Origin of the sequence: Acinetobacter oleivorans DR1, from assembly GCF_000196795.1 — a bacterium.
Lineage (GTDB): Bacteria > Pseudomonadota > Gammaproteobacteria > Pseudomonadales > Moraxellaceae > Acinetobacter > Acinetobacter oleivorans.
This window is the reverse complement of record NC_014259.1, coordinates 2,864,207-2,888,708: the sequence shown is the minus strand read 5'-3', so window position 1 is coordinate 2,888,708 and position 24,502 is coordinate 2,864,207. Positions and strand designations below refer to the sequence as shown.

Genomic DNA, 24,502 nt, shown 5'->3' with positions numbered 1-24,502 from the left:
ATAAGGATAGGTTATGCAACGTATCGCCATTAATGGGTTTGGCCGAATTGGACGTAATGTGTTACGTGCCTGGTTTGAGAGCTCAAAACAATTTCAATTTGAAATCGTGGCGATTAACGACATAGCAGATGTGCAAACATTAGTGCATTTATTTAAATATGACTCAACACATGGCCGCTTCAATGGAAATGTGGAAATATTCATTGAAAATGAAAAAGTTTTTTTGAATATTCAGTCAAATCAACGAGCGTTAAAAGTTGAGGTTTTAAAGCAGGAACAACCTGAACTTTTACCATGGTCTAGTTTAGATATTGATGTGGTACTTGAGTGTACAGGACTGTTCCGTTCTCACGCTGATGCAACGCGTCATCTACAAGCAGGGGCGAAGCGGGTGATTATTGGGGCAGCGCCTTTTGATCATGTCGATGCAGCCATTGTTTATGGTGTAAATCATCATGAAGTCAAAGTGACTGATCAGATCATATCAAGCGTTTCATGTACTACGCAGGCTTTGGTTCCATTGGTGAAAATTATTGATGATGCTTTTGGTATTGAAACAGCGCTTATGACCGAAATTCATGCAGTAACGGCAGACCAATCTGTACTTGATCATGCACATCGTGATTTGCGCCGCGCTAGAGCTTCAGGACAAAATATTATTCCGACCACGTCTAGTGCACTTGGTGCATTAAAACGTGTTATGCCTAAAATGGAAGACCGTATAGACGGTTATTCAATTCGGGTACCTACTATTAATGTAGCTGCAATTGACTTAACTTTTATCGCGCAATCTCCAATTACTGTGCATCATATTAATGAATTGCTAATTAAAGCATCTCAAACCGACTATGCGGAAATTATGGCAGTGACTGATGAGCCATTAGTTTCAAGCGATTTTAACCATTCTCCTTATTCACTCATTGTTGATTTAACTCAAACTATGGTTGTCGGGCATCAAGCTAAAGTATTTGCTTGGTACGATAATGAATGGGGCTATGCAAATCGATTATTAGATTTGTGCGATTCTTTCTGAAAGTGAATTAAAGTAATAAAGGATGTTGAATAAACATCCTTTTTGTAATTATTAATTTGAAGTATAAAAAGTTAAAAATAATGAAAATTATAAATATTAGTGTTGTGTAAAATTATATCTATTTGTATGATTCGCAAACATTAAAATTTTAATTATAGAGTTCATATGAAATTTAATTCAAAAAGAATAAGTGTTTTTTTAATTTTTACATCTACTATTATTTTAATTGCTTGTGGTGGTGAAAGCTCAGATCAAAATACCAATGGTCAAGCTGAAAATAATTTAGAAAAAGATGGCTCGATTTACCAAGTTTATTATCAATCTTCTGATATTTCTTCAGGTATCTATAGTGATTCTTTTGAAATTACTCAATATCCAATTAATAATAACGAAATCTTTTTTGCAAAGTCACGCAATCAACCATTAAAAAATGATTTTTTAACTGAACAGAAAATTTTAAATAAAGAGACACTGCAAACAAATATTGTAAAAAGGTTAACACCTAGTAGTTGGACTTATGAGTTAACTCCTGATTTGAAAAAAAATTTAAAGTTTGAAATTGTGAAGTTAGATGGTGAAAATATCTTTGATCGTGTATTGCCGGGCTATAAAGAAAATAAAAATCTAGAAACAGGCCTTCATAATCAGCTTGATAAAAATTTAATTGAATTTTACCAAAACTATAAGAATGTTACGTTTCCAAAAAATAGTTATTGTTATCGTTTAAAAGAGACTCAATGGAATCAATCTTATATTTCATATATATCTAGTTTTAATGCCAATCCCACGTTTAGTGAAAAAAAGCAGTCAATAATCGAAAGATATAATAACTTAGGTCAAGATAAAAAGTATTTTAGGCTTCTAAACTCGCAGTGGCATGGCTATAACTTAACTGTTTTAGAAAACTTGGAAACTGGTGATATTGAAAGCGTACTGGGGAATAATAATGACCAGTCTGCTTCTATAGAGTTTGTATCAAGCAGTGTATGGGATGCTGATAGAAGTTTGGCGTATGAGAAGTCTCACCTTTATTCTATAGAAGATAACCCGCTTAATAATACGCATTCATTAACTGCTTTCAGACAAAAATTAAAAATCGCAAATCTTGAAAAAGGTTGCTTTGCTTTTAATACTCAAGCAGCTCAAGCTATTCAAAGATTAAATTTAGTTAACTGGCAACCCGGCGATAGTTCAGATATTAGCCCTTTCTTTAGTCGAAGAACTTTAGTAAGTAACTAAATTGGATGAGAGTAAGGCTTTGAATACTATTGTTTATTCTTATTATCTTCTTTTTGACTTTAGAGTTTATTAAGAAAGATTTATGCAAATTGTCAGGTGCATGGCAGAAAGTATCATGCTACACTAAGAGAAATCGGGTGTGTTCCCGATTTTTTTATGTGGGGTCGTTCCACGTTGATCAGATTTTAGGCTTGAAATATGACCATTTCAGAGACATGGTTGCTGCCTGACGGGGTAGCAGATGTATTGCCGGAACAGGCACAAGTCATTGAAAAACTTCGCCGTGAAGCTTTAGATTTCCTCGCGGTGCGAGGTTATCAATTGGTATATACACCATTTATCGAATACATCGAATCGTTGTCTTCATTATCAGAATCAAATCAAGACTTAGATTTAGTAACTTTTAAGGTTATTGATCAGCTCTCAGGCCGTTTACTCGGTGTTCGTGCTGATATGACGCCACAAGTTGCACGTATTGATGCACATGTAAGACCAGTTGAAGGTGTTGCACGTTACTGTTATTCAGGGACTGTATTACATACTAAACCACAAAATTTCAATGCCACACGTGCACCTTTGCAATTAGGTGCAGAGTTATATGGCCACGATAGTATCGAAGCTGATGTCGAAATGGTCGATGTTATGCTGGGATTGATTGAAAACATCTACACATTACAAGGCGCACATTTAGATTTGGGCCATGTAGGCTTGTTCCGCAGTCTAGTGAAGTATGCTGGCCTGTCAAAAAATGAAGAACATGAACTGTCTGATCTTTATCAAAGAAAAGCATTGCCAGAGTTAGCAGAGTTTACTCAAAGCCTTAACATGGGTTCTGATTTCTATGCGCTTGGTCGTTATTCTAGTGATCTAGAAGCATTGCAGACCAATTTAAGTGCCAATATTTTGCAAGATGCTGAATTTAAGTCAGCATTAGATGCACTGAAGACGACACTTGAGCAAATAAAAGGTCGTTGGCCAAATCTCAACATCGGTATTGATGTTGTAGAGCTACGTAGTTATCACTATCACACTGGCTTAATGTATGCAGTCTATGCACCAAACCGTGCTGCGCCGTTAGCGCAGGGTGGCCGTTATGATGGTATTGGTGAGCACTTTGGTCGTGCGCGTCCTGCTACTGGCTTCAGTTGCGATTTATATGCCTTAGGTGCAAATCAGTTCGCCGAAATAGAAACTGTTGTTGCTCCAAAAGGCTCAGAACAAGATTTACTCTCAGCAATTTCGAATGCACGCGCTCAAGGTTTACGTGTCGTTCAATTGTTAGGTAATGATGATTTAAGTTCTATTCCATACGCGACCCATCAACTCGTGGCGCAAAATGGTCAATGGGATATTGAAAAGATTTAAACGCCAACAGTAAGTTTTTACTGGTGGTTTCCAATTTTAACAGCATGATGTAATGAGGCTATTATGGGCAAAAATGTTGTGGTACTTGGTACCCAATGGGGCGACGAAGGTAAAGGTAAAATCGTCGACCTGCTCACAGATCAGGCGGCTGCGGTAGTACGTTATCAAGGCGGACATAACGCAGGTCATACTCTTGTCGTAGGTGGTAAAAAGACTGTATTGCACCTCATTCCATCAGGCATTTTACGTGAAAACGTATTGTGCTTAATTGGTAATGGTGTGGTACTTTCACCAGCCGCGTTAATTGAAGAAATGGGAATTTTGGAAGCAGAAGGTGTTCCTGTTAAAGAACGTCTACGTATTTCTCCAAACTGTCCACTCATTTTGCCTAACCACATTGCACTTGATCAGGCACGTGAGAAGAAACGTGGTAATGCTAAAATCGGTACTACAGGTCGTGGTATTGGTCCTGCTTACGAAGATAAAGTGGCTCGCCGTGCAGTGCGTGTTGCTGACCTTGTTCGTGGTGGCGCAGCATTAGAAGAAAAACTGTCTGAAATGCTTGAGTTACATAACTTCCAGTTAACTCAGTTCTACGGTGTAGAAGCTGTTAAATTTGAAGATGTATTGGCTCTTTGCAACGAATGGCGCGAAGTGCTTGCTCCATTAGTGATTGACGTGACTAAAGTGTTACATGACTACCGCAAAGAAGGTAAGCCTGTAATGTTTGAAGGCGCTCAAGGTTCACTTTTAGACATCGACCACGGTACTTATCCATACGTTACAAGTTCAAATACAACTGCTGGTGGCGTAAGCTCTGGTTCAGGTATGGGACCTTTACATCTTGATTATGTATTAGGTATTACTAAAGCTTATACAACACGTGTAGGTGCTGGCCCATTCCCAACTGAATTGGTTTACGATGCAGCTGCTGATGCTGGTGACCCAGTGGGTAAACACCTTGGTACAGTTGGTCATGAATTTGGTGCTTCTACTGGTCGTCAACGTCGTTGTGGTTGGTTTGATGCTGAAATCCTTCGCCGTTCTGTAGATGTAAACTCACTTTCTGGTATTTGCTTAACTAAACTAGACGTTCTAGATGGTTTAGAAGAAGTAAAAATCTGTGTGGGCTATGAAAATACAGACTCAGGTTGTGTAGGTTCTTCTGATGCGGTTTCTTTTGAATGCTTGAAACCAATTTATGAAACTATGCCAGGTTGGAGCGAATCGACTGTTGGTTTAACCAGTATCGATCAATTACCAGCAAATGCTTTAGCTTATGTGAAGCGTATTGAACAATTAATCGAATGTCCGATTGATATCGTTTCAACTGGTCCAGACCGTGCAGAAACAATTGTTTTACGTCATCCATTCTCTGCTTAATTAGCAAAGATTAAAAAAGCCTCCTAAAAGGGGGCTTTTTTATACCCGACTAAAGTGCAGTTTTCGTTTTATTCGATTCAGATTAAAACGTTAGATAGATAAGGAATGATGGGCTCAGGATGAAGCTACAACCAACTATTTCGAAAACAATTTTTTATTCTTTTTTATTCGCTATTGGTGGTTCACCGACACTGGCGATGTTAGTTATTTATGGTCAAGAATATCATGAAGATTTCTTCATGACCGCGTTTATGAGTTTGTCGGTATTGTTCGCATGTGTGTTAATTCCTGTGGTGCTCATACAAAATAGTTATTTACTCTGGAAAAGAGAAAGTCCTAATCTTGAAGAGAAAGTTAAGTTTTTAAGTTATGTTTATCTTGGCTTAAATATAATATGTCTAATTTTCTGGATTTATTTGATGACTTTATCGGCTTGATCGTTACATAAATACTATGATCATGAAGAAATGAGACATTCAAAGTGTAAGCGGTATTTCTTATAATAAGTGCAAAAGAATAAACAGCTTTTTCTCGATTTAGGTGATCCATGTTATGAATAAAAAACTCTTTTTAAGCTTGTGTGCGGCAAGTGTGATGACCATTTCTGGCTGTGCAACAGTAGCGGACATGGCGGGTGCAGATACTGCAACCTTAAATGCCCAATCTGCTCAAGGTTTTAATAAGATGGTGCAGGAAGCACGTGGCAAAGGAACTTTGGATACAAGTTCAAGTACCTATAGCCGTATTAATGCTGTTTTTAACCGTTTAAAACCTTATGCGAACCAGATGAACCAGACTGGTCAGCCTTTTAGCTGGCAGTTGGCAGTACTGAAATCAGATACGATTAATGCTTATGTAGCACCAGGTGGTAAAGTGGTGTTCTATACAGGCATTGTAAATAAATTGAACCTGACAGATGCTGAAATTGCAGCTGTTATGGGACATGAAATGACTCACGCCTTAGAAGAGCACGCAAAAAGTAAAATCGGTGCTCAGGCTCTAACTGATTTAGCTCTTGGTATTGGTTTAAGCTATGCTGGCAATAATGTTGGCCAACTTGGTACTGCTGCGGCTCAGCTAGGTTCACAAGTGGGTGTAGGCTTACCATATTCTCGTAGTTTGGAAAGTCGTGCTGACCAAGGTGGCTTAATGCTAATGGCACGTGCAGGTTATAATCCAAATGCAGCGATTACACTTTGGGAAAAAATGAATAAGCTTGAAGGTGGTGGTGGTTCATCATTCTTATCTACTCACCCATCTAACTCTCAGCGTATTAGCGATATGCGTCAAAACTTGCCTGCAGCAATGGCTATTTATAATGGCCGTAAATAAGATATAAATTTTTTATAGATAAAGAAAACGGATGCTTAAGCATCCGTTTTTTTATTTAAGGAGCAGGGTTGGGCTGTTGGACATGAATAGCTTCAATACCTTGTAAAACTTCGGCAGGTAGTTCAATTTCAAATGCCTGAATATTTTCTTTAAGTTGGTCTAGATTAGTGGCACCAATAATTGTGCTGGTCACAAAGAATTGTTGTTTAATAAAAGCTAATGCCATTTGAGTTAAGCTTAACCCATGTTTCTCAGCTAGCTGTGCATATTGTTCAGTTGCCCACTCACTTTGAGGGTTACTATAGCGGCTAAAACGTGGAAATAATGTGACACGAGCATTCGCGGGACGAGCGCCATTTCTAAACTTGCCAGAGAGATAGCCAAACGCAAGAGGAGAGTAAGCGAGTAAACCAACATCTTCATATTTAGCAATTTCAGACATACCTATTTCATACGTACGGTTGAGAAGGCTATATGGATTTTGAACACTTACAAATTTACTTACACCTAACTTTTCAGCCAAATGTAAAAATTTCATAGTGCCCCACGGCGTTTCATTCGATAAGCCAATATAGCGAATGCGTCCTCGGTTAATCTCTTCTTGTAGAGCAAGTAATGTTTCTTCTAGAGGGGTGGTATCGTAATCATTTTGTGCTTGCTGGTTGCCATAAGCTAGCGTACCGAAAAAGTTGGTATGACGTTCAGGCCAATGTAGTTGATAGAGATCGATATAGTCGGTTTGGAGACGTTTCAGGGAGCCATCTAGGGCTTTAGCAATATGATCGTTGTTGAAGCACGTATGGCCTTCTCTGATGTGAGTTCCTCCAAAGCCTGGCCCTGCAATTTTAGAGGCAAGAAAGACTTTGTCACGTTGACCATTTTGGGCAAACCAATTGCCAATAATCGTTTCAGTTGCACCATAGGTTTCAGGTTTTGGCGGAACCGAATACATCTCTGCCGTATCCCAAAAATATAAACCGTGTGCCAGAGCATAATTGAGTTGTTCAAATGCTTCTTGTTGGGAGTTTTGCTCACCGAATGTCATGGTGCCTAAACAAATTTCTGGAAGTTTGAGGCCTGTGCGACTAAGTGGGTTAAATTGCATACAGCGGAATCCTTGGAAATTTTGAGTTAGCCTAACGGAGAATATGTATTCAACTTAAATCATAAAATTAGAATAGTTTGTAAGTTTTGTGTATTAACTCATTGTTGCATATAAAAAAAGCAAACCGAAGTTTGCTTTTTATTAAAAACTTAATAAATATTATTCTTCATCATCATAGTCTTCATCAGAAACAGGTGCTTCTTCTAATGAAACATCAAAAATAAGAATAGCTTTACCATCTGTCTGTATCATGCCTTGATCTTCTAAGGTCTTAAGTACACGGCCAACCATCTCACGTGAACATCCCACAATACGGCCAATTTCTTGACGTGTAATACGAATTTGACGACCGTTTGGCAAAATCATTGCTTCTGGCTGTGAAGATAAGTCAATTAAACAACGTGCAATACGGCCAGACACATCAATAAACGCAAGATCTGTCATTTTACGAGTTGTATTTTTTAGACGGCGAACAAGTTGTGCAAAAACAGCATAACTTAAGTCCGGATATTGTTTGCTAAGTTCGTGGAAGTTGTCATAAGAAATTTCTGCAATTTCACAGACATCACGAGTACGAACTTCAGCTGTACGTTGAGGGTTCGGTTCGAAAAGCCCCATTTCCCCAAAGAAGTCGCCCGGATTCAAATACGCAACAACAATTTCACGTTCGTCATCTTCACGTAAAATAATTGAAACTGAGCCTTTTAAAATTAAATATAAAGATTTCGACTCTGTTCCGGCATCAACAATTGTGGTTCGTTTTGGATATCTGTTGATGTGAGCACGTTTTAACAATGCTTTAACGGATTCAGGTAGTTGCCCCGGAGATAAAGCATCTGTGCTGAGTTGTGAAAAATTTGAAGTCATGCTTAATATGTTCCGAATAGGGTAAACAATTCACACAAGCCCGAGATGAGCTATTACACAGAAGAGATGAAATTCCTTATCAACTCATTTTATGTTAGTGTACAAAACAAGGGTCTGTTGACATTTCACAGATGGTTGCGACATAAGACAATTCTTTTAGACGTTACCAAGCAAGAGCTATGAAATTTAGCCATTCTAAATAAATAGATCTTAACAACGGAACGTACAAAATAACATGGTCTTGCGCTGTGCCTGCGCTGCTTAAATGGCAACTCAGATTATGGCTGAAATTTCACAAACTATATAACAAAACTGGACAAAGGATTGCCATTGTCTGGGTTTTGCGTCTTATTTGGATTAATTTTTAGCTCTAACGCAATCCATAGATGAAATGTCAACAGACCCTGCTTAAATTTATAATTTTTTTTAGGTAGTTGCAATGCAAACAAGTGTACATTGGCTAGAGAATGTTGCTTTTGAAGCGAAATCGGATAGTGGGCATAGTGTCATTATGGATGGCTCACCTGAGTATGGTGGTGAAAACCGTGGTCCACGTCCTATGGAATTGCTATTAATGGGACTTGGTGGGTGTGCTTCGTTTGATATTGTGACCATTTTAAAGAAATCTCGTCAAGATGTGACGAATGTTGTATGTAATTTAAAAGCTGAGCGTGCTGACACAATTCCGGCTGTTTTTACTAAAATCCACTTACACTTTGTGGTAACGGGTAAAGCTGTTAAAGAAAAACAGGTTGCAAAAGCGGTTGAATTGTCTGCTGAAAAATATTGTTCAGCGAGTAAAATGCTTTCCGATGGTGGTGTAGAAATTACCCACGACTTTGAAATTATTGAAGCGGAATAAGACAGTTTTTTGATAGCTAAAAATTAAAAGAAGCTGACATTAGGGTTGGCTTTTTTATTGTCAAAAATAACTAAAAAATAAGAGGAGGGATGAAATGAATATTCGTACTGCTAAATGGGAAGATACTCAAGCAATATGCGATTTACTTAAACAGATGGGCTACCCACAGCCACTCACTCTTATCCAAGAAAAATTTGAAATACTGCATAATGACGCTAACTCACAAATTTTGGTTGCTGAAGAAAATGGCAAGATTTGTGGCTTTTTATCTCTTTATTTTATTCCGCAAATTGCCTTAGAAGGTGACTTTGCCAAAATATGCTATCTGTGCGTTGATGAGAATATACGTAGCAAAGGTGTAGGGCACTTACTCGTACAAGAAGCTGAGCAACAAGCCAAGCGCCGTGGTTGTGATCGAATGGAACTTCATTCTGGAGTGCAAAGACCTTTGGCACATCAATTTTACCTAAGAGAAGGCTATATCGAAGCACCAAAGTATTTCCGTAAAGCTTTAAATTAACGAGCTGTATTTAGAAAAAGCTGCGGATCTACCCGAGCATTATTAAGGCTCATGCCCCAATGCAGGTGAGGGCCTGTCACACGTCCAGTTTTGCCCACTAAACCTAGTGTTTCTCCTTGGCGGATATGTTGGCCTTTTTCTACTTTAATTGCGCTTAAATGGCAGAACATGCTGACTAGGCCTTGGCCATGATCAATCAACACGGTTTGACCATTAAAAAAATAAGATCCGGTTTGAATGACGACACCATCTGCTGGTGCAACAACTTTTTGTCCTATTGGCGCAGGGATATCTAAACCTGAATGGGGAGCACGTTCTTCACCATTAAAAAAGCGCTTTCTTCCAAAAGAGTTAGAAAATTTCCCTGAAGTCGGGCGTATAAATGCTGGTAAGGTTTGCCATGAACTCTTTGTAAATGAGCTATACACATCATTTTGTTCTTTAGCTTCTTGAGCATAACGGTCTAACTGGCTTTGGTTCGGGTTCACATAATCTTGGTTAGTGACTTTAATCCGTTGCTCCGCATAGGGATAGGGCTTAATTTCTATTTGAATAGGGGTTTTATTCGTGTCGAGTTGTACACTGCCAAGTGGGGTAGATAACGGAATACCCACAATAGCATAACGCTGCTGACCTTCCTGACTAATTAAAACCGGCTTTTGTTGAAAAGTGACCTGAGTAATATCAGCGGTTAATGGGACAACTGCGATGCCACCGGGTCTTCTTGAGTCTTGCGGAACTTGAGCGATTGCCAGTGCCGAAGTAAAAAGACAAGTTGTTGTTAATAGAAAGTGTTTAAAGTGCATTTTTCATTTCAAAACGAGTAGTAAACTAACAAGATAAACTAAAGCTTAATCAATAAATTCTCAATGAAGAGTTTGTGAAAACCGTAGTATGAATAAGCATGAAGCTAAATATTCAAGTATTTTAATAAAATGTAGCTGAACTGTACTTGAAATATATACAAAACAATCCCATATTATAATGGAGTTTTACTCATTGTTATTTTAATAACATTATGAAAAATATATAAAAATTTATTTGAAATCCGAAGAAATGTTCCCATCTATTAGACAAGTACAAATTTGTTGTGAGGAATAACAAGAATGCGTTTTGAAAAATTTACAAACCGCTTGCAGCAAGCCCTTTCAGATGCTCAATCTTTAGCGATGGGTAAAGACCATACCGCGATCGCGGGTATTCATATTTTGAGTACCCTTTTAGAAGAGCCATCAAATATTAGTTTGTTGCAACAAGCAGGTGCACGGTTACCTGAACTTAAACAAAAGCTTGAGCAAGCTATAAAAGATGCTCCGACCATTGCGAATCCGACTGGGGATGTCAATTTAAACCCTGAAGCTGTTAAAGCGCTTAATCTTGCAGATAGATATGCACAAAAAGCGGGTGATGAATTTTTGTCAACTGACTGGGTGCTATTAGGTCTAGCAGAAACAGGCGAAACTAAAAATATTTTAAGTGCCGTAGGTGTAACTCCCGACAGTCTACGCAAAGTAATTGAACATATTCGAGGTAGTGACAAAGTCATGAGTAATAATCACGAAGATCAACGTGACTCACTTAATAAATATACGATTGATTTAACTGAGCGTGCCTTATCTGGAAAACTTGATCCGGTGATTGGGCGTGATGACGAAATCCGCCGTACCATTCAGGTTTTATCACGTCGTACAAAAAACAACCCTGTTCTTATTGGTGAACCGGGTGTAGGTAAAACCGCTATTGTTGAAGGTTTGGCTCAGCGTATTGTCAATGGTGAAGTACCAGAAGGCTTAAAAAGCAAACGTGTTTTATCTTTAGATTTAGGGTCATTACTTGCTGGTGCTAAATATCGTGGTGAGTTTGAAGAACGTCTAAAAGCTGTTTTAAAAGATTTGGCAAAACACGAAGGCGAAATCATCCTGTTTATTGATGAGCTACATACGCTTGTAGGCGCAGGTAAGGGCGATGGCGCTATGGATGCAGGTAATATGTTAAAACCTGCATTGGCTCGTGGTGAATTGCGCTGTGTGGGTGCAACAACCCTAGATGAATATCGACAATATATTGAAAAAGATGCTGCATTAGAGCGTCGTTTCCAAAAAGTGTTGGTTGATGAACCAAGTGTTGAAGATACCATTGCGATTTTACGTGGTCTAAAAGAGAAATATGCCACTCACCATGGCGTGCAAATTTTAGACTCAGCGATTATTGCAGCGGCAAAAATGTCTCATCGCTATATTACAGATCGTCAATTACCAGACAAAGCAATTGACTTGATTGATGAAGCCGCTTCTCGTATTAAGATGGAAATTGACTCTAAACCTGAAGCACTTGATAAACTTGATCGCCGTTTAATCCAGTTGAAAATGCAATTGGAAGCTGTGAAAAAAGATGAAGATGTCGGCAGTAAAGCTGAAGTTAATCATCTTGAAAAACAGATTGCTGAAGTCGAGAAAGAATATAACGATCTTGAAGAAATCTGGAAATCTGAGAAGACTCTTGTTGAGGGTACTAAACAGGCTCAGGTTGAACTTGATAAAGCGCGTATTGCTTTTGAGAAAGCTCAGCGTGAAGGCGATTTGGCTGAAGCAGCGCGTTTACAGTATGGCGTAATTCCAGAGCTACAAAAACAACTAGAGCAAGATGAAGTTGCTGAAGAAAACGAAGAGCCAAAACTTATTCGTACTAAAGTGACTGAAAATGAAATTGCCGAGGTTGTGAGTGCTGCAACAGGAATTCCGGTTGCTAAAATGATGCAAGGCGAGCGTGAAAAACTGCTTAATATGGAAGAGTTTTTACATGACCGTGTTGTAGGTCAAGATGAAGCTGTTGTAGCGGTATCGAATGCAGTACGTCGTTCACGTGCGGGCTTGTCTGACCCGAATCGTCCTAGCGGATCATTCTTGTTCTTGGGTCCAACAGGTGTTGGTAAAACAGAATTAACCAAAGCATTGGCTAATTTCTTGTTTGACAGCGATGATGCCATGATTCGTATCGACATGAGTGAATTCATGGAAAAACATTCGGTTAGCCGTTTGGTTGGTGCGCCTCCAGGATATGTGGGTTATGAAGAAGGCGGTGTTTTAACCGAAGCTGTTCGCCGTAAACCATATAGTGTGGTGTTGTTTGATGAGGTTGAAAAAGCGCATCCAGATGTATTCAATATCTTGCTACAAGTATTGGATGACGGTCGCTTAACAGACTCACAAGGTCGAGTAGTAGACTTTAAAAACACTGTGATTGTGATGACCTCGAACTTAGGTTCACAAGATGTACGTGAGCTAGGTGAGGGTGCAACAGACGATGAAGTGCGTACCATTGTAATGAATGCAGTAAGTCAGCATTTCCGTCCGGAATTTATTAACCGGATTGATGAGCTTGTGATTTTCCATTCACTCAAAAAAGCACAGATTCGAGGCATTGCCGATATTCAGTTGGATCGATTACGTTCACGTCTGGTTGATCGTGATATGAGTTTAACTGTAGATGACACTGCTTTTGATTTATTGATTGATGCTGGTTTCGACCCTGTTTATGGCGCGCGTCCATTAAAACGTGCGATTCAACAACAGATTGAAAACACATTAGCGCAAAAAATCTTGTCGGGTGATTTTGTCGCAGGTGATACCATTTTGGTTAAAGGTGAAAATGGTCATTTAGTCTTCGACAAAATGAAACTCAGCTAAGCTTGTTCTGCTAAAACCGAAAAGAGAATATGGAAACATATTCTCTTTTTTTATGGCGAGGCTATTTGGTTTTTTGATGTGAGTAAAGCAATTAGGGTATCTGAAACTTTCTGAGTTAATGTCTTTAACTTTTGTTCGGGATGGCCAGATAAAAAATAATGGTAATGATAAATACGTTCTTGATAAGAAATGCAGATAAAAAAGGTACCTACAGGTTTTTCTGAAGTTTCACTTCCCCCAGATTTTAATAGCCCAGTACAACTTACAATAATATCGGCTTTTGGAAATAAAGTTTGTCCAAGCTTGCACATTTCCTCTGTAACTTGTGGCGACTCAGCTGTGTAAGTCTCTATTAACTTGGGATTAATATTTAAAATGCTAATTTTAATGCTGGGGTCATAACTCACTAAACCACCGAGTAAAATGTCTGCACCGCTATTTTTATGAATAGAAAATTGACTGGTTAAATAACCGGAACTGGCACTTTCAATAAAGGCAATTTTGAGTTGAAGATTTTCTAATAGTTGGCAGCAGTGCTGAAGCATTATTTCACCTCGAATGGTGTTTATTTATAAATAAAATCAATTTACAGATAAATTATAAAATTACAGTAAGTGATTTAAGGGAGTCATTCAAGTCTGGGATAAAAATCTATAAAACTACTTGAATATTCACAAAATGCCTGTGAAAAAAATCAGGTTTTAAAATGTTCAATGTTAATTGTCGGGAAGTTTATTTATAACATTGCGACATGCGTAAAAAATTGTTAATTTTGTTCGATATAACGAACAATAACAATTTTAGGATGAATGAAATGAACAATAAGCAAGGGTATATACTGGGAATTTTGAGCGGTGTATCTGTATTATTATCAAACACATGGGCAGCACAACCTATGTCGGAAAGTGCGCTTGCCACTCAAACAGGGGCGATAAACGCATCTTTACCCGTAATTATTGCTAAAGCTCAGGATGATGCTAAAAAACCTGCGATAGAACAAAAACAAGTACAGCAGGCGTTAGGAGATAACTATTTACAGCAAGTTCGATGGGATGCACTTAGAACCAGCGTACTTTCTCCATATCAAGAACAAAAACAGAATCATGTTGTTGATAGTAAAGAAAAGAAGAAATTAGAAATGATTGCGTTACCGGAAAGAGCAGATCGTTTTACTAAATATGATTTTGAGTCAAAAAATGTTCATGGTGAGGTTATTATTACCGTGAAGTAATAATAACCTCTAGTCTCATTAATACTGATCTAAACCAGGGTGCTGAATTTTCCATGCACGGTGGATTTTTTGATTACGTTTAAAATCAAGGCCGATAGTTTCAGAAGTGATTTCTTCAACCTGAAAAATAGCTTCGATCTCTTCGTCCATTTCAAAACCACGATAGTTATTCGAGAAGTACAGCGTGCCTTCACTGTGTAAACGGTTCATTGCACGTTTAATAAGTGAGATGTGGTCACGTTGTACATCGAATGTACCATAGAATTTTTTCGAGTTTGAGAATGTCGGCGGGTCAATAAAAATAAGATCGTATTGTTCATGACCTTCTTTTAACCACTCAAAACAGTCACTTGCAAAGAACATGTGTTGTTCATCTGCATGATCTACAGTTAAGCCATTTAAAACAAAGTTTTCTTTTGACCAGTTTAGGTAAGTGTTAGATAAATCCACACTTGTCGTACTTGCAGCGCCACCAAGCGCAGCATGTAAGCTTGCAGTAGACGTATAGCTATATAAGTTCAAGAAGTGTTTGCCACGTGCTTCTTGAGCAATACGTAAACGCATTTGACGGTGGTCAAGGAATAAACCTGTGTCGAGGTAATCAGTCAGGTTAACTAAAATTTTAGCTTTACCTTCTTGAACAATAAAACGTTTTGAAGCTGTACTTTGCTTCGTATATTGAGTTGTACCAGTTTGGCGTGCACGTGTCTTAATAAAGATAGCATCACGGTTTAAACCAGTAACAGCACGAATTGCAGCAAGCGCTAAATTAAAACGTTTTTTAGCTTTTTCTGGATCAATTGTTTTTGGTGGTGCATATTCCTGAACGTGTAAACGGTCACCATATAAGTCCACAGCGACATTAAAGTCAGGTAAGTCTGCATCATACAAACGTAAGCAATAAACATTTTCTTTCGTTGCCCATTTTTTCAAGGCAGTCATATTTTTTTGCAAACGATTAGCGAAGTCTTGAGCTTCTTCCATTTCAATAGGTTGAGCTTGCCAAGTTGCTAAAAATGGTTGAGTTACTTTTTCAGGTTTGATTACACCGAAACGAATATAAATTGGTAATTTACCATTCATTAAGCGTAAGGTTTCAGGTGCTTCAAATGCTAGAACATCAGATTGTTCAATTTGAGCTGCAATAACTGCTGCATATTGATTTGGGAAATGTTTTTGTAAAAGCGCTGATAAACCTAAGTATAGAGAACGGTTTGAAGCTTTTTCACCTAAACGTTCACCATAAGGCGGGTTGGTCACAATGAATGCAGTTTTGCCTTCAGCAGCAAAATCTGGCCAATCAGCTAAAGTACGCTCTTCGATTTGAATCTGACCTAATAAATTTTCAAAGCCTGCCGCAATAATGTTTTCACGGGTTGCTTTAATTGCTTCCCAGTCTGCATCGTAGGCATAAAATTTAGGTAAAGGTAATTGAAGTGCTTTTTCGTGACGTTCTGCTGCTTCTGCTTTAAGTGAAAGCCAAAGTTCGCGGTCATGACCATGCCAGCCATTAAATCCAAAACGGCGAACAAGTCCCGGTGCACGGTCAGTTAAAATCATTAATGCTTCAATGATGAATGTGCCCGAGCCACACATTGGGTCAAGTACAATCTCTGGATTACGCTGTTTGAGCTGAGCTTTTTGTAAAATTGCCGCAGCAAGGTTTTCTTTAATTGGTGCATCCGTCATGTAACGGCGGTAACCACGCTTATGGAGCGAGTCACCTGATAAATCTAGACAGTAAGTATGTTCAGTTTTACCTGCCAAAGCATAGATCGTAATTTCTGGTTGTTTGGTGTCAATGCTAGGACGGCGACCTACAGCTTCCATAAAGGAATCAACGACACCATCTTTTACACGCAGAGTAGCAAATTGCGAATTGACCATGATTTCACGTTCGGCATGCAAGCGAATTGCAAAGGTACTTTGTGGTGCAAAAACAAGTGACCAGTCAAAGCTCATTGCACCTTCGTAGAGTTCTTCTGCGACATCACGTGCATCGTGCGTAAAATCAAGTTCATAAGTATGAATAGGAAGTAAAATACGAGAAGCGAGACGCGACCACATACAGATGCGGTAAGCTTGTTCAAGCGTTCCTTCAATGATTAAACGTCCTGCTTTACGTTCTGTCACTTTGGTGCCAAGTTGTTCTATTTCTTCTTGTAAGAGGGGTTCTAAACCATCAGCACAAGTAATCCAATAGTGGTTTAAACGTAAAGAGGTATTCATAAACTCGATTGACCAAAACATATAAATATTAACGATGCAAAGTTTAACTTATTTTGATGTCTAAAGGTTTTTAAATTATTGCAACCTATCATTTAGCAACCAATAAACTGATTTTTAAAGAGTAATACCTTGTAATTGGTATGTATTTTGCTAGACCAAGATAATTGATGGTTATTTATTTAACAGACAAAGTCGATTTTTAACCATTTTTATAATTTTAATGGATGGGGACGTTATAAATGAAAGACATGATGGGGAATGGTTTTATTACGAATGCGGATGCTTTCTCAGTGGCCACACAAATATATGTACGTATGCGTCGGATAACAGGTCGGGTAATAGATGCAATGTATGTGATTCAAAATAAAGATTACGCAAAATATGTAATTACGGTGGCGTTAGAAACAGAGGATGATGAATTAAAACGATGTGTTGAGCGATTAAGAGCGTTAGTTGACACACTGCCAGAACCTTCTCAAAAAGAAACGCTCGCTGTTGCTAAGGTCGATGAAGAGCCAGAAATAACAGCCGAAGACATTTATCGGGCACAAGTTCCACATCATTATATTGGTGCTTTAAGGTAATCTCGAATAAGACCTTAAATTTTGGTCAATTTAGGGTCTTATTCTGTAAAGTTCTTCTGCGAAAAGAGCGGAATTCAGCTACACTATGCACGTTTTCGCGATTCGACCCATAGGAATCCATTATGCATATTGCAGCGTTGCATCAGCCGAGCCAGGTTCAGCTCAATCAGGACGGAAATTTAAAACATTTTTTAACAATTGAGGGACTTTCAAAAGAAAACCTCACGAAGATTTTAGATACCGCACAAAGCTTTTTAGATGATAATAATAATTTAATTAATCGTCCGCTCTTAGAGGGATTGACGGTTATGAATCTTTTCTTTGAAAACTCCACCCGTACTCGTACTACTTTTGAAGCAGCAGCAAAACGCTTGTCTGCCAATGTATTGAATATTGATATTGCACGTTCAAGTACATCAAAAGGTGAAACGCTACGAGATACGCTTTGGAACCTTGAAGCAATGGCTGCCGATATTTTTGTTGTCCGCCATTCATCTTCGGGCGCTGCACATTTCATTGCTAAAGATGTATGTCCAAAGGTCGCGATTATTAATGCTGGAGATGGACGTCATGCTCATCCAACGCAAGCGATGCTTGATATGCTTACAATTCGCCGTGAAACAAAGAAACCTTTTGAAGAGTTGAGTGTTGCCATTATTGGAGACATCAAACACTCTCGCGTAGCACGTTCTGATGTAGCAGCATTACAAACACTAGGATGTAAAGATATTCGCGTGATTGCACCGAATACATTATTGCCAGTGGGCTTTTCAGAATATGGCGAACACGTTCGCTTATTTAATAACATGGATGCTGGGATTGCGGATTGTGATGTGATTATTGCTCTACGTATTCAAAATGAACGTATTGACTCTCCAGCATTATCTTCACAGTCTGAATTCTACAGAATGTATGGTTTAAACAAAGAGCGTCTTGGTTTAGCTAAACCGGACTGTATTGTCATGCATCCAGGGCCAATGAATCGTGGTGTAGAAATTGACTCAAGTATTGCGGATGGGGACCAATCAGTTATTTTGAAACAAGTAACCAATGGTATTGCTGTTCGTATGGCTGTGTTGGCGCTGTCAATGCAAGGCCAACTCCAAGAGCAAGGTTTAATTGAAGCGATTACGTTGTAAGGAATGGATCACATGAGTATTGTAAAAATTGAAAATGTACGTGTGTTAGACCCAATCCAAAAAACAGACAACGTACAAACTGTATATATTCAAAATGGCAAGTTGGTTGCTCAATCAGAGCAAGTTGAACAAACCATTGATGGTCAAGGCAAATGGTTAATGCCAACCATGGTTGATTTGTGCGCGCGTTTACGTGAACCTGGTCAACAGCAACACGGTACACTTAAATCTGAAGGGAAGGCAGCACGTGCTAATGGTATTTTGCATGTGATTACTCCGCCAGATTCAAAGCCGATTGTACAAGACAACGGTGCGCTTATTCATGGCTTGATTGAAAAGGCATGGCTTGATGGCGGCATTCATATGCATATTATCGGTGCTCAAACCCAAGGTCTAAATGGTAAACAACCTGCAAATATGGCCGGTCTTAAAAAGGGTGGTTGTACTGCTGTTTCAAATGCTAACGCTGCTTTTGAAAATGATGATGTGGTTATTCGTACTTTGGAATATGCAGCGGGTCTTGGCTTAACGGTTGTGTTCTATGCCGAAGAACCACAAATTGCTAAAGATGGATGTACACACGAAGGCTTTATTGCTTCTCGCCAAGGTCTGCCAATGATTCCGGCGCTTGCTGAAACTGTAGCGATTGCAAAATATTTGCTTATGATTGAAGCAACTGGCGTAAAAGCTCACTTTGGTTTGTTGTCTTGTGGTGCATCGGTTGAATTAATTCGTGCGGCAAAAGCAAAAGGCTTACCTGTGACTGCTGATGTTGCAATGCACCAGTTACATTTAACTGAACACTTAATCGACGGTTTCAATTCACTTGCACACGTTCGCCCACCATTGCGTTCTGAGCAAGATAAAGAACTTTTACGTCAAGGATTAAAAGAAGGCGTAATTGATGCAATTTGTACGCACCATGAACCTTTAAGCAGTTCGGCAAAAATGGCGCCATTTGCTGAAACTCAGCCAGGTATTACCGCTTTTGATACTTATGTCTCTTTAGGCGTTCAACTCATTAATGAGGGTTTATTTGAACCTTTAGAATGGGTTGCTAAAGTTACGAGTGTGCCAGCACAGGTTGCGAATATGACCTCGCGTTGGGAAGATGAAGCTGGATGGGTATTGGTTGATCCTGCTTTAAGCTGGACAGTAAGCAAAGACACTATTTTATCGCAAGGAAAAAATACCCCATTGTTGGGTCAAACCTTGACGGGTAAAGTACTTCAAACTTTTGCTAACTGATAAAGTGCTTAGTTAAAGTAAATTTAAAATATGAACAGGTAGATCAATATGATCTGCCTGTTTTGTAAATACTAGATGGAAAATTGTATATAAATTATATAAAAAACAACAAAAGATTGAAGGAAGATTAGAATAAAAAACTATCAGCAAAGAGAAGTATTTGAATAATCAAAAATTGCTGGTTACGACGTATAAGATTCGGGAGAATAACCAATGTCGATAAACCCTATAGAATTGCTTAAAGAAAAAGTATCTTCAATATTATTAAATGAACAGGATGGATACCTAGGCGAAAAATCGAATGCTTTATCTAAGTTTTATCCAATTTTACTTTCATTATTAGCTGCTAAACCTGATCTTATCGGACAATTGAAAAATAGTTTGGCTCCTTCCTTATCAGACCTTTTTTCTCATAATGACCAAATCAAAAATACTGTACTTACCCATTTAAGTGGTACAGCACCAAATAATGAAATTGAAAGCACGCTCAACAGTGCGATTAAACCCAGCCTTAATGCAATTTCAGATGTTGCAGGAAATGACCAGCAAAGTATTGTGAATTACTTGCGCCAGCATGCAGATACTATTCGTTCATATTTACCAGCATGGGCAGTGGGTCTATTAGCTCCGCTAGGACTTGGTGCAGGTTTATCTTCTGTCACACCATCAACTGCACCTCCGCTTGCAGCAGCAACTGAAAATACAGGCAAGTCTCGTGGATTCTTACCGATTATTGCCCTCATTATTCTGGGTCTGATCATTGCGTGGTTATGGCGTTCTTGTCAGCATAAAGAAGCTGTACCAGCACCAGAACCGACGGCTGCCAGCGGTGTTGAAGCTGCTGCTGCACCCGCTAGCTTAACTTTAAGTACCGATGATAAAGGTACAGTGAGTGAGTGTCAGGCTGGAATTGGCGATCAGGGCTTCTTGGCAACGCTACAAACCAACGTTAAAAAGGTTTTTTCGACAACTCAAGATTGTAAGGTGGATACAAGCCAAACTTATGCAGCCTCATTTACCGACAAAGATGCGCTTGCAGGTGTGTTAGGTGCATTAAAAGGTGTACCAAATGCATCTTTAGAATGGGTAGGCGACAAAATTACTTTGAAAGCGGGTGATGCGGCAGCATTAGAAGCATTAACTGCAAAAGTAAAAGCATTGGTGCCACATACAGAAGTTGTCGGTGCAGCACCAGTAACAGCTGAGCAATCTGTAAGCAATAGCTTAACTGCTTCGCAAACTGCTCTAGGCTCAATTGACCCGAACAATGTCGATGTAAATGCTTTGGTGAAAGCACTTAACTTGCAAATTATTAATTTTGCGAGTGGTTCAAGTGACATACCTGCCGATAACAAAGCCATTCTTGACCAAGCTGCAACACTTTTAAATAAAGTGACTAGCGTCAAATTAAATGTGGGTGGTCATACCGACTCAACAGGTAACGCTGCTGCAAATAAAGCTTTGTCTCAACGCCGTGCTCAAGCAGTTGTAGATTATTTAAAATCTAAAGGTGTGGATGCTTCTAAATTAGTTGCAGAAGGCCATGGTTCTGATCAGCCAGTTGCAGAAAACACAACAGAAGAAGGTCGCTTTAAAAACCGTCGTATCGAGTTTTCAGTAGCCCAATAATCGACTGATTTATGAAAAATTAGTTATTTTAATTTGAAAAAAGCTTCTTATTTTGAGAAGCTTTTTTGTTGAGACAAATAATGTTGGATTGATATGAAAATCAGTTTGGTGGGAAGTGGGCGAGTTGCCTTTCATTTGGCAAAGGCTTTATTGGACCAAGGTCATAACATCGTACAAGTCTATGCGCGTGATTTTGATAAAACCCAAAAATTTGCAGAGAAAATTCAAGCAAAAGCATGCCAAACACTTCGCGAATTTCAACCGACTGATCTTATCATTCTAGCGGTTTCAGATAGTGCAATTGCAAAGCTTGTAAAACAAGTTCATGAATTCTTTCCGGACACACTCATTGTCCATACTTCAGGTAGTACTGATATTGAAGTCATCCGTCATGTACATGAAAAAGCAGGGGTGTTTTATCCATTACAAACATTTAGCTTAGAAAGAGATGTTGATTGGACTTCAACGCCGTTATTTGTTGAAGCAATAACAGATGTCGACCAGAAACTACTTTTAGATTTAGCAAATAGCCTAAGCAATCGAGTATATCAATACACCTCAAAACAACGTTTAACTTTACACTTAGCGGCTGTGTTCGCTTGTAATTTTAGTAATTACTGTTTTGATATGGCAAAGCAGGTTGTAGATAAAGAGCAGGTGGACTTTAGTTTGCTATATCCTTTGATTTTGGAAACAGCAAAAAAAGCGACTGAAAATGATCCAAAGCAAATGCAAACTGGGCCTGCGATGCGGGGTGATCAAAACATTTTAGCAATGCATCAAGACTTATTGGCTCAAGCAAATCAAGATGATTTAAAACAGGTTTATCAACTTTTAAGTGATGGCATCGTGAAACGCCATCACTCGGACTAAAAGTGATTTAAAATTAAGGTTCGCCGTTATTTCCCCATTTTAAGAAACCAGCACGTTGATTTAAACGTTCAAAATATTGGTCGACATTCTTAAGCGTTGGATGGTCAAAAGGAGTGGCCTTCCAGCGCTGTACAGATAGACCAATTGGAATGTCCGCTAGAGTGAACTCAGTACCTGCAACATAGGCCTGAGTTTTTGCGAGTTGTTGATCAAGAATCTGCATATGATGATTCCAGTCATCAATACCTTGCTCTAACAACTTTGGATCTTGATGATCTGGTGAGTGTCTCAAGAGAGACATAATTGTATAAGTCCAACTGTTATTCAGCTCGATCGCTTGCCAATCAATCCACTGGTCGACAAAGAATCTTTCTTTCGCTTGAGTAGGGTAAAGCTGATACTCTTTGTCATAAGCATTTGCTAAATAACGGATAATACTGTTGGACTGCCAAAGGACTAAATCACCATCTAAAACAACAGGAATTTGACCATTTGGGTTTAATTGTAAATATTCAGGTGATTGAGCAGAGCGAAAACCTCGTCCCCAGTCTTCTCTTTCATATTCAAGATCTAGTTCTTCACACAACCATAAGACTTTGCGAACATTAATGGAGTTATCGCGCCCTAAAATTTTTAACATGTGTTCTTGTCCTTAGCAATTTTTAGTATGGCAAGTACCAGTTTCTATAAATAGCTAGATTTGGCTCGATTGGCAATCAATAGTTAAAAAATATATCTATTAGGACATATATTCTAAATAAAAATCTAAAAATTTGATTAATAAGAATATATTTGAATTTTTAAGGAGAGTTGTTTGATAATATAGGAGTAATACTTTTAACCAGAATTGAAAAGATAAACTATTCAAAATAAGTGTGGAAATGAGTTGGTCTATATAATTTAATTAATAAAAGGTTATTAATGGAAGAGAAAGTTATTGAATTAAATGAGAAGAATATCCTAATGAGATATTCCTCTCGATTAAGTGAGCAAGCAAAATGGTTGGTAGAACTGATTGTAGATATGAGTCGGAAGGGTGTATCTATTGAAGATGGTGTAAAAATACAGTTTGGTTGGTCTTTTTTGATATTTCGAAATTTTGATGATAATCAGTTAATATTGTGTGAACCAGATTTTTCACGTAATCCATTTAGTGAAGAAAAAAATAGTATTGATTTTACACTTGAAGTTCAGGCACTACAAAATAGTTTTGCAAAGCATTGCGGGGTAGATCCTATAGCTACGTTATTTCAGGATAAAATTATTTTAGTAAAAGGATGTTTGGATAAAGAAAAACTATTTATGGAGCGTATAGAACCAGATTTAGAGAAAGGTGATTCTGGATGGTTCATTAATACACTTGAAGATGATAGCGAAGACATTGAATATGAAGCAATATATGCTTTTCAACTACTTTACTTACGACCTGAAATCATGTCTGTACTGATATTACCACCAGAATTTATAGTTCTAGTAGATAAGAATACTATTGAAAAAGTAATAAATGAAAAAAATGAAGTTGTTTGGAGCTAATAAAATTTTTGATAAAACAATGGAATATTTAGTATGTTATTGAAATATCCAGATAGTACTGTTGATTTTTCAGCAAGTCCAGCACATGCTTTGACTCCTTTTCAGGTATATGATCGGGATGAATGGGAAGAGTATTTATCTCACTATAATCCAAATGATTTTACTCAAATGAAACTCTTATTTAATGAATATTTTTTTAAAGTAAAAATAAAAAGTATAATATTCATCATAAAGCAGTAGTTATGCTCTCATTAGAGCAAGCTTTGCTGACTGAGAATTATAATTTCTCTGAATTATTAGAGTCTGATGATGAAACATGCTTTTATTTTCCTTGTAATTGGAAAATTGAAAAACCAAGATCTTTTTTTAAAGATACTTATTACTTAATGGTTACAAATTGGGGGGAGGAGGTAATCAATGCTGGTTATAAAATTTTACTTCCCAATGAATTTGTATAATAAAATAAGGATTGTATAATTTAGTAAATATTTTTAAATTTTAAAAATATTTCTAAGTAATTCTAGGATTAAAATATAAGAAAGGTTCTTATTAAGAAGATTATCTTATCTCAAGAATTATTTAATCATGAGAGTGAGTTCAGAAAAGAACTTGTGGAAGTTTTAATGCTTGAAGAAAGTGCAACA

At 38.1% G+C, this 24,502-nt stretch carries 24 protein-coding genes and 1 pseudogene; 19 read left to right on the top strand and 6 right to left on the bottom strand.

The window, feature by feature from the left end:
* Positions 1 to 13 precede the first annotated feature (13 nt).
* From gap to AOLE_RS13540, 6 genes are all read left to right on the top strand, one after another.
* Entirely contained in the window at positions 14 to 1,033 is a 1,020-nt protein-coding gene (gap, locus tag AOLE_RS13565; RefSeq protein ID WP_005299057.1) for a type I glyceraldehyde-3-phosphate dehydrogenase, read from the top strand.
* Positions 1,034 to 1,198: 165 nt separating this feature from the next.
* Positions 1,199 to 2,272 (top strand): hypothetical protein, encoded by a 1,074-nt coding sequence (locus AOLE_RS13560; protein ID WP_013198501.1) that lies wholly within the window; start codon positions 1,199 to 1,201, stop codon positions 2,270 to 2,272.
* A gap of 198 nt (positions 2,273 to 2,470) precedes the next feature.
* Positions 2,471 to 3,637 carry an ATP phosphoribosyltransferase regulatory subunit gene (locus AOLE_RS13555; protein ID WP_013198500.1) on the top strand — a complete coding sequence of 389 codons (1,167 nt, stop codon included), beginning with the start codon at positions 2,471 to 2,473 and terminating at the stop codon, positions 3,635 to 3,637.
* A gap of 63 nt (positions 3,638 to 3,700) precedes the next feature.
* Positions 3,701 to 5,020, top strand: coding sequence for an adenylosuccinate synthase (locus tag AOLE_RS13550; protein WP_013198499.1), 1,320 nt, complete (start codon positions 3,701 to 3,703; stop codon positions 5,018 to 5,020).
* A gap of 119 nt (positions 5,021 to 5,139) precedes the next feature.
* On the top strand, positions 5,140 to 5,457 hold the full coding sequence (locus AOLE_RS13545) for a hypothetical protein (protein ID WP_013198498.1): 318 nt from the start codon (positions 5,140 to 5,142) through the stop codon (positions 5,455 to 5,457).
* A 115-nt stretch (positions 5,458 to 5,572) separates the two neighbouring features.
* The gene (locus AOLE_RS13540; protein WP_013198497.1) at positions 5,573 to 6,352 is read left to right on the top strand and encodes a M48 family metallopeptidase; all 780 of its coding nucleotides are present in this window, start codon (positions 5,573 to 5,575) and stop codon (positions 6,350 to 6,352) included.
* A gap of 55 nt (positions 6,353 to 6,407) precedes the next feature.
* On the opposite strand, the gene AOLE_RS13535 is transcribed toward AOLE_RS13540, so the two are convergent.
* Together AOLE_RS13535 and crp are read right to left on the bottom strand one after the other, a co-directional pair.
* Complete coding sequence (locus AOLE_RS13535) at positions 6,408 to 7,457, bottom strand: NADP(H)-dependent aldo-keto reductase (RefSeq protein ID WP_013198496.1); 1,050 nt, start codon at positions 7,455 to 7,457, stop codon at positions 6,408 to 6,410.
* A gap of 159 nt (positions 7,458 to 7,616) precedes the next feature.
* The gene (gene crp, locus AOLE_RS13530) at positions 7,617 to 8,324 is read right to left on the bottom strand and encodes a cAMP-activated global transcriptional regulator CRP (RefSeq protein WP_004793675.1); all 708 of its coding nucleotides are present in this window, start codon (positions 8,322 to 8,324) and stop codon (positions 7,617 to 7,619) included.
* 241 nt (positions 8,325 to 8,565) lie between these two features.
* Here crp and AOLE_RS20765 point away from each other — a divergent pair.
* The 3 genes and pseudogenes from AOLE_RS20765 to AOLE_RS13520 all read left to right on the top strand — a co-directional run.
* Positions 8,566 to 8,628 (top strand): annotated as a pseudogene (locus tag AOLE_RS20765) (hypothetical protein); the annotation flags it as partial.
* A gap of 135 nt (positions 8,629 to 8,763) precedes the next feature.
* Positions 8,764 to 9,186 (top strand): OsmC family protein, encoded by a 423-nt coding sequence (locus tag AOLE_RS13525; protein ID WP_005041936.1) that lies wholly within the window; start codon positions 8,764 to 8,766, stop codon positions 9,184 to 9,186.
* 94 nt (positions 9,187 to 9,280) lie between these two features.
* A complete protein-coding gene (locus AOLE_RS13520; RefSeq protein WP_013198495.1) occupies positions 9,281 to 9,706 on the top strand; it encodes a GNAT family N-acetyltransferase in 426 nt (141 codons plus the stop codon).
* Here AOLE_RS13520 and AOLE_RS13515 read toward each other — a convergent pair.
* Entirely contained in the window at positions 9,703 to 10,512 is an 810-nt protein-coding gene (locus AOLE_RS13515) for a M23 family metallopeptidase (protein WP_013198494.1), read from the bottom strand. The genes AOLE_RS13520 and AOLE_RS13515 overlap by 4 nt on opposite strands.
* Positions 10,513 to 10,812: 300 nt before the next feature.
* Between AOLE_RS13515 and clpB the strand changes: the two genes are divergently transcribed.
* Positions 10,813 to 13,392: an ATP-dependent chaperone ClpB gene (clpB, locus tag AOLE_RS13510; RefSeq protein ID WP_013198493.1), complete on the top strand. Its 2,580-nt coding sequence runs from the start codon at positions 10,813 to 10,815 to the stop codon at positions 13,390 to 13,392.
* Between the two features lie 50 nt (positions 13,393 to 13,442).
* Here the strand turns inward: clpB and AOLE_RS13505 are convergent, their stop codons facing one another.
* Positions 13,443 to 13,937, bottom strand: a complete 495-nt coding sequence (locus tag AOLE_RS13505) for a CinA family protein (RefSeq protein ID WP_013198492.1) — start codon at positions 13,935 to 13,937, stop codon at positions 13,443 to 13,445.
* 269 nt (positions 13,938 to 14,206) lie between these two features.
* Between AOLE_RS13505 and AOLE_RS13500 the strand changes: the two genes are divergently transcribed.
* The gene (locus AOLE_RS13500) at positions 14,207 to 14,623 is read left to right on the top strand and encodes a hypothetical protein (protein WP_013198491.1); all 417 of its coding nucleotides are present in this window, start codon (positions 14,207 to 14,209) and stop codon (positions 14,621 to 14,623) included.
* A gap of 18 nt (positions 14,624 to 14,641) precedes the next feature.
* Here the strand turns inward: AOLE_RS13500 and rlmKL are convergent, their stop codons facing one another.
* The gene (gene rlmKL / locus AOLE_RS13495) at positions 14,642 to 16,852 is read right to left on the bottom strand and encodes a bifunctional 23S rRNA (guanine(2069)-N(7))-methyltransferase RlmK/23S rRNA (guanine(2445)-N(2))-methyltransferase RlmL (RefSeq protein ID WP_013198490.1); all 2,211 of its coding nucleotides are present in this window, start codon (positions 16,850 to 16,852) and stop codon (positions 14,642 to 14,644) included.
* 239 nt (positions 16,853 to 17,091) lie between these two features.
* Here rlmKL and AOLE_RS13490 point away from each other — a divergent pair, with 239 nt between their 5' ends.
* The 5 genes from AOLE_RS13490 (at position 17,092) to AOLE_RS13470 (ending at position 22,325) form a co-directional block, all read left to right on the top strand.
* A complete protein-coding gene (locus AOLE_RS13490) occupies positions 17,092 to 17,436 on the top strand; it encodes a hypothetical protein (protein ID WP_013198489.1) in 345 nt (114 codons plus the stop codon).
* A 122-nt stretch (positions 17,437 to 17,558) separates the two neighbouring features.
* Positions 17,559 to 18,575, top strand: a complete 1,017-nt coding sequence (locus AOLE_RS13485) for an aspartate carbamoyltransferase catalytic subunit (RefSeq protein ID WP_013198488.1) — start codon at positions 17,559 to 17,561, stop codon at positions 18,573 to 18,575.
* Between the two features lie 12 nt (positions 18,576 to 18,587).
* The gene (locus AOLE_RS13480; RefSeq protein WP_013198487.1) at positions 18,588 to 19,823 is read left to right on the top strand and encodes a dihydroorotase; all 1,236 of its coding nucleotides are present in this window, start codon (positions 18,588 to 18,590) and stop codon (positions 19,821 to 19,823) included.
* A 213-nt stretch (positions 19,824 to 20,036) separates the two neighbouring features.
* Positions 20,037 to 21,452, top strand: a complete 1,416-nt coding sequence (locus AOLE_RS13475) for an OmpA family protein (RefSeq protein ID WP_013198486.1) — start codon at positions 20,037 to 20,039, stop codon at positions 21,450 to 21,452.
* A 93-nt stretch (positions 21,453 to 21,545) separates the two neighbouring features.
* Entirely contained in the window at positions 21,546 to 22,325 is a 780-nt protein-coding gene (locus tag AOLE_RS13470) for a Rossmann-like and DUF2520 domain-containing protein (protein ID WP_013198485.1), read from the top strand.
* Positions 22,326 to 22,338: 13 nt separating this feature from the next.
* On the opposite strand, the gene AOLE_RS13465 is transcribed toward AOLE_RS13470, so the two are convergent.
* Positions 22,339 to 22,965: a glutathione S-transferase family protein gene (locus tag AOLE_RS13465; protein WP_013198484.1), complete on the bottom strand. Its 627-nt coding sequence runs from the start codon at positions 22,963 to 22,965 to the stop codon at positions 22,339 to 22,341.
* Between the two features lie 281 nt (positions 22,966 to 23,246).
* Here AOLE_RS13465 and AOLE_RS13460 point away from each other — a divergent pair, with 281 nt between their 5' ends.
* The 3 genes from AOLE_RS13460 to AOLE_RS13450 are packed head-to-tail and all read left to right on the top strand — an operon-like array spanning position 23,247 to position 24,316.
* Positions 23,247 to 23,858 carry an immunity protein Imm33 domain-containing protein gene (locus AOLE_RS13460; protein ID WP_013198483.1) on the top strand — a complete coding sequence of 204 codons (612 nt, stop codon included), beginning with the start codon at positions 23,247 to 23,249 and terminating at the stop codon, positions 23,856 to 23,858.
* A 33-nt stretch (positions 23,859 to 23,891) separates the two neighbouring features.
* The gene (locus AOLE_RS13455; RefSeq protein WP_013198482.1) at positions 23,892 to 24,098 is read left to right on the top strand and encodes a hypothetical protein; all 207 of its coding nucleotides are present in this window, start codon (positions 23,892 to 23,894) and stop codon (positions 24,096 to 24,098) included.
* Between the two features lie 2 nt (positions 24,099 to 24,100).
* On the top strand, positions 24,101 to 24,316 hold the full coding sequence (locus AOLE_RS13450; RefSeq protein WP_013198481.1) for a hypothetical protein: 216 nt from the start codon (positions 24,101 to 24,103) through the stop codon (positions 24,314 to 24,316).
* Positions 24,317 to 24,502 lie beyond the last annotated feature (186 nt).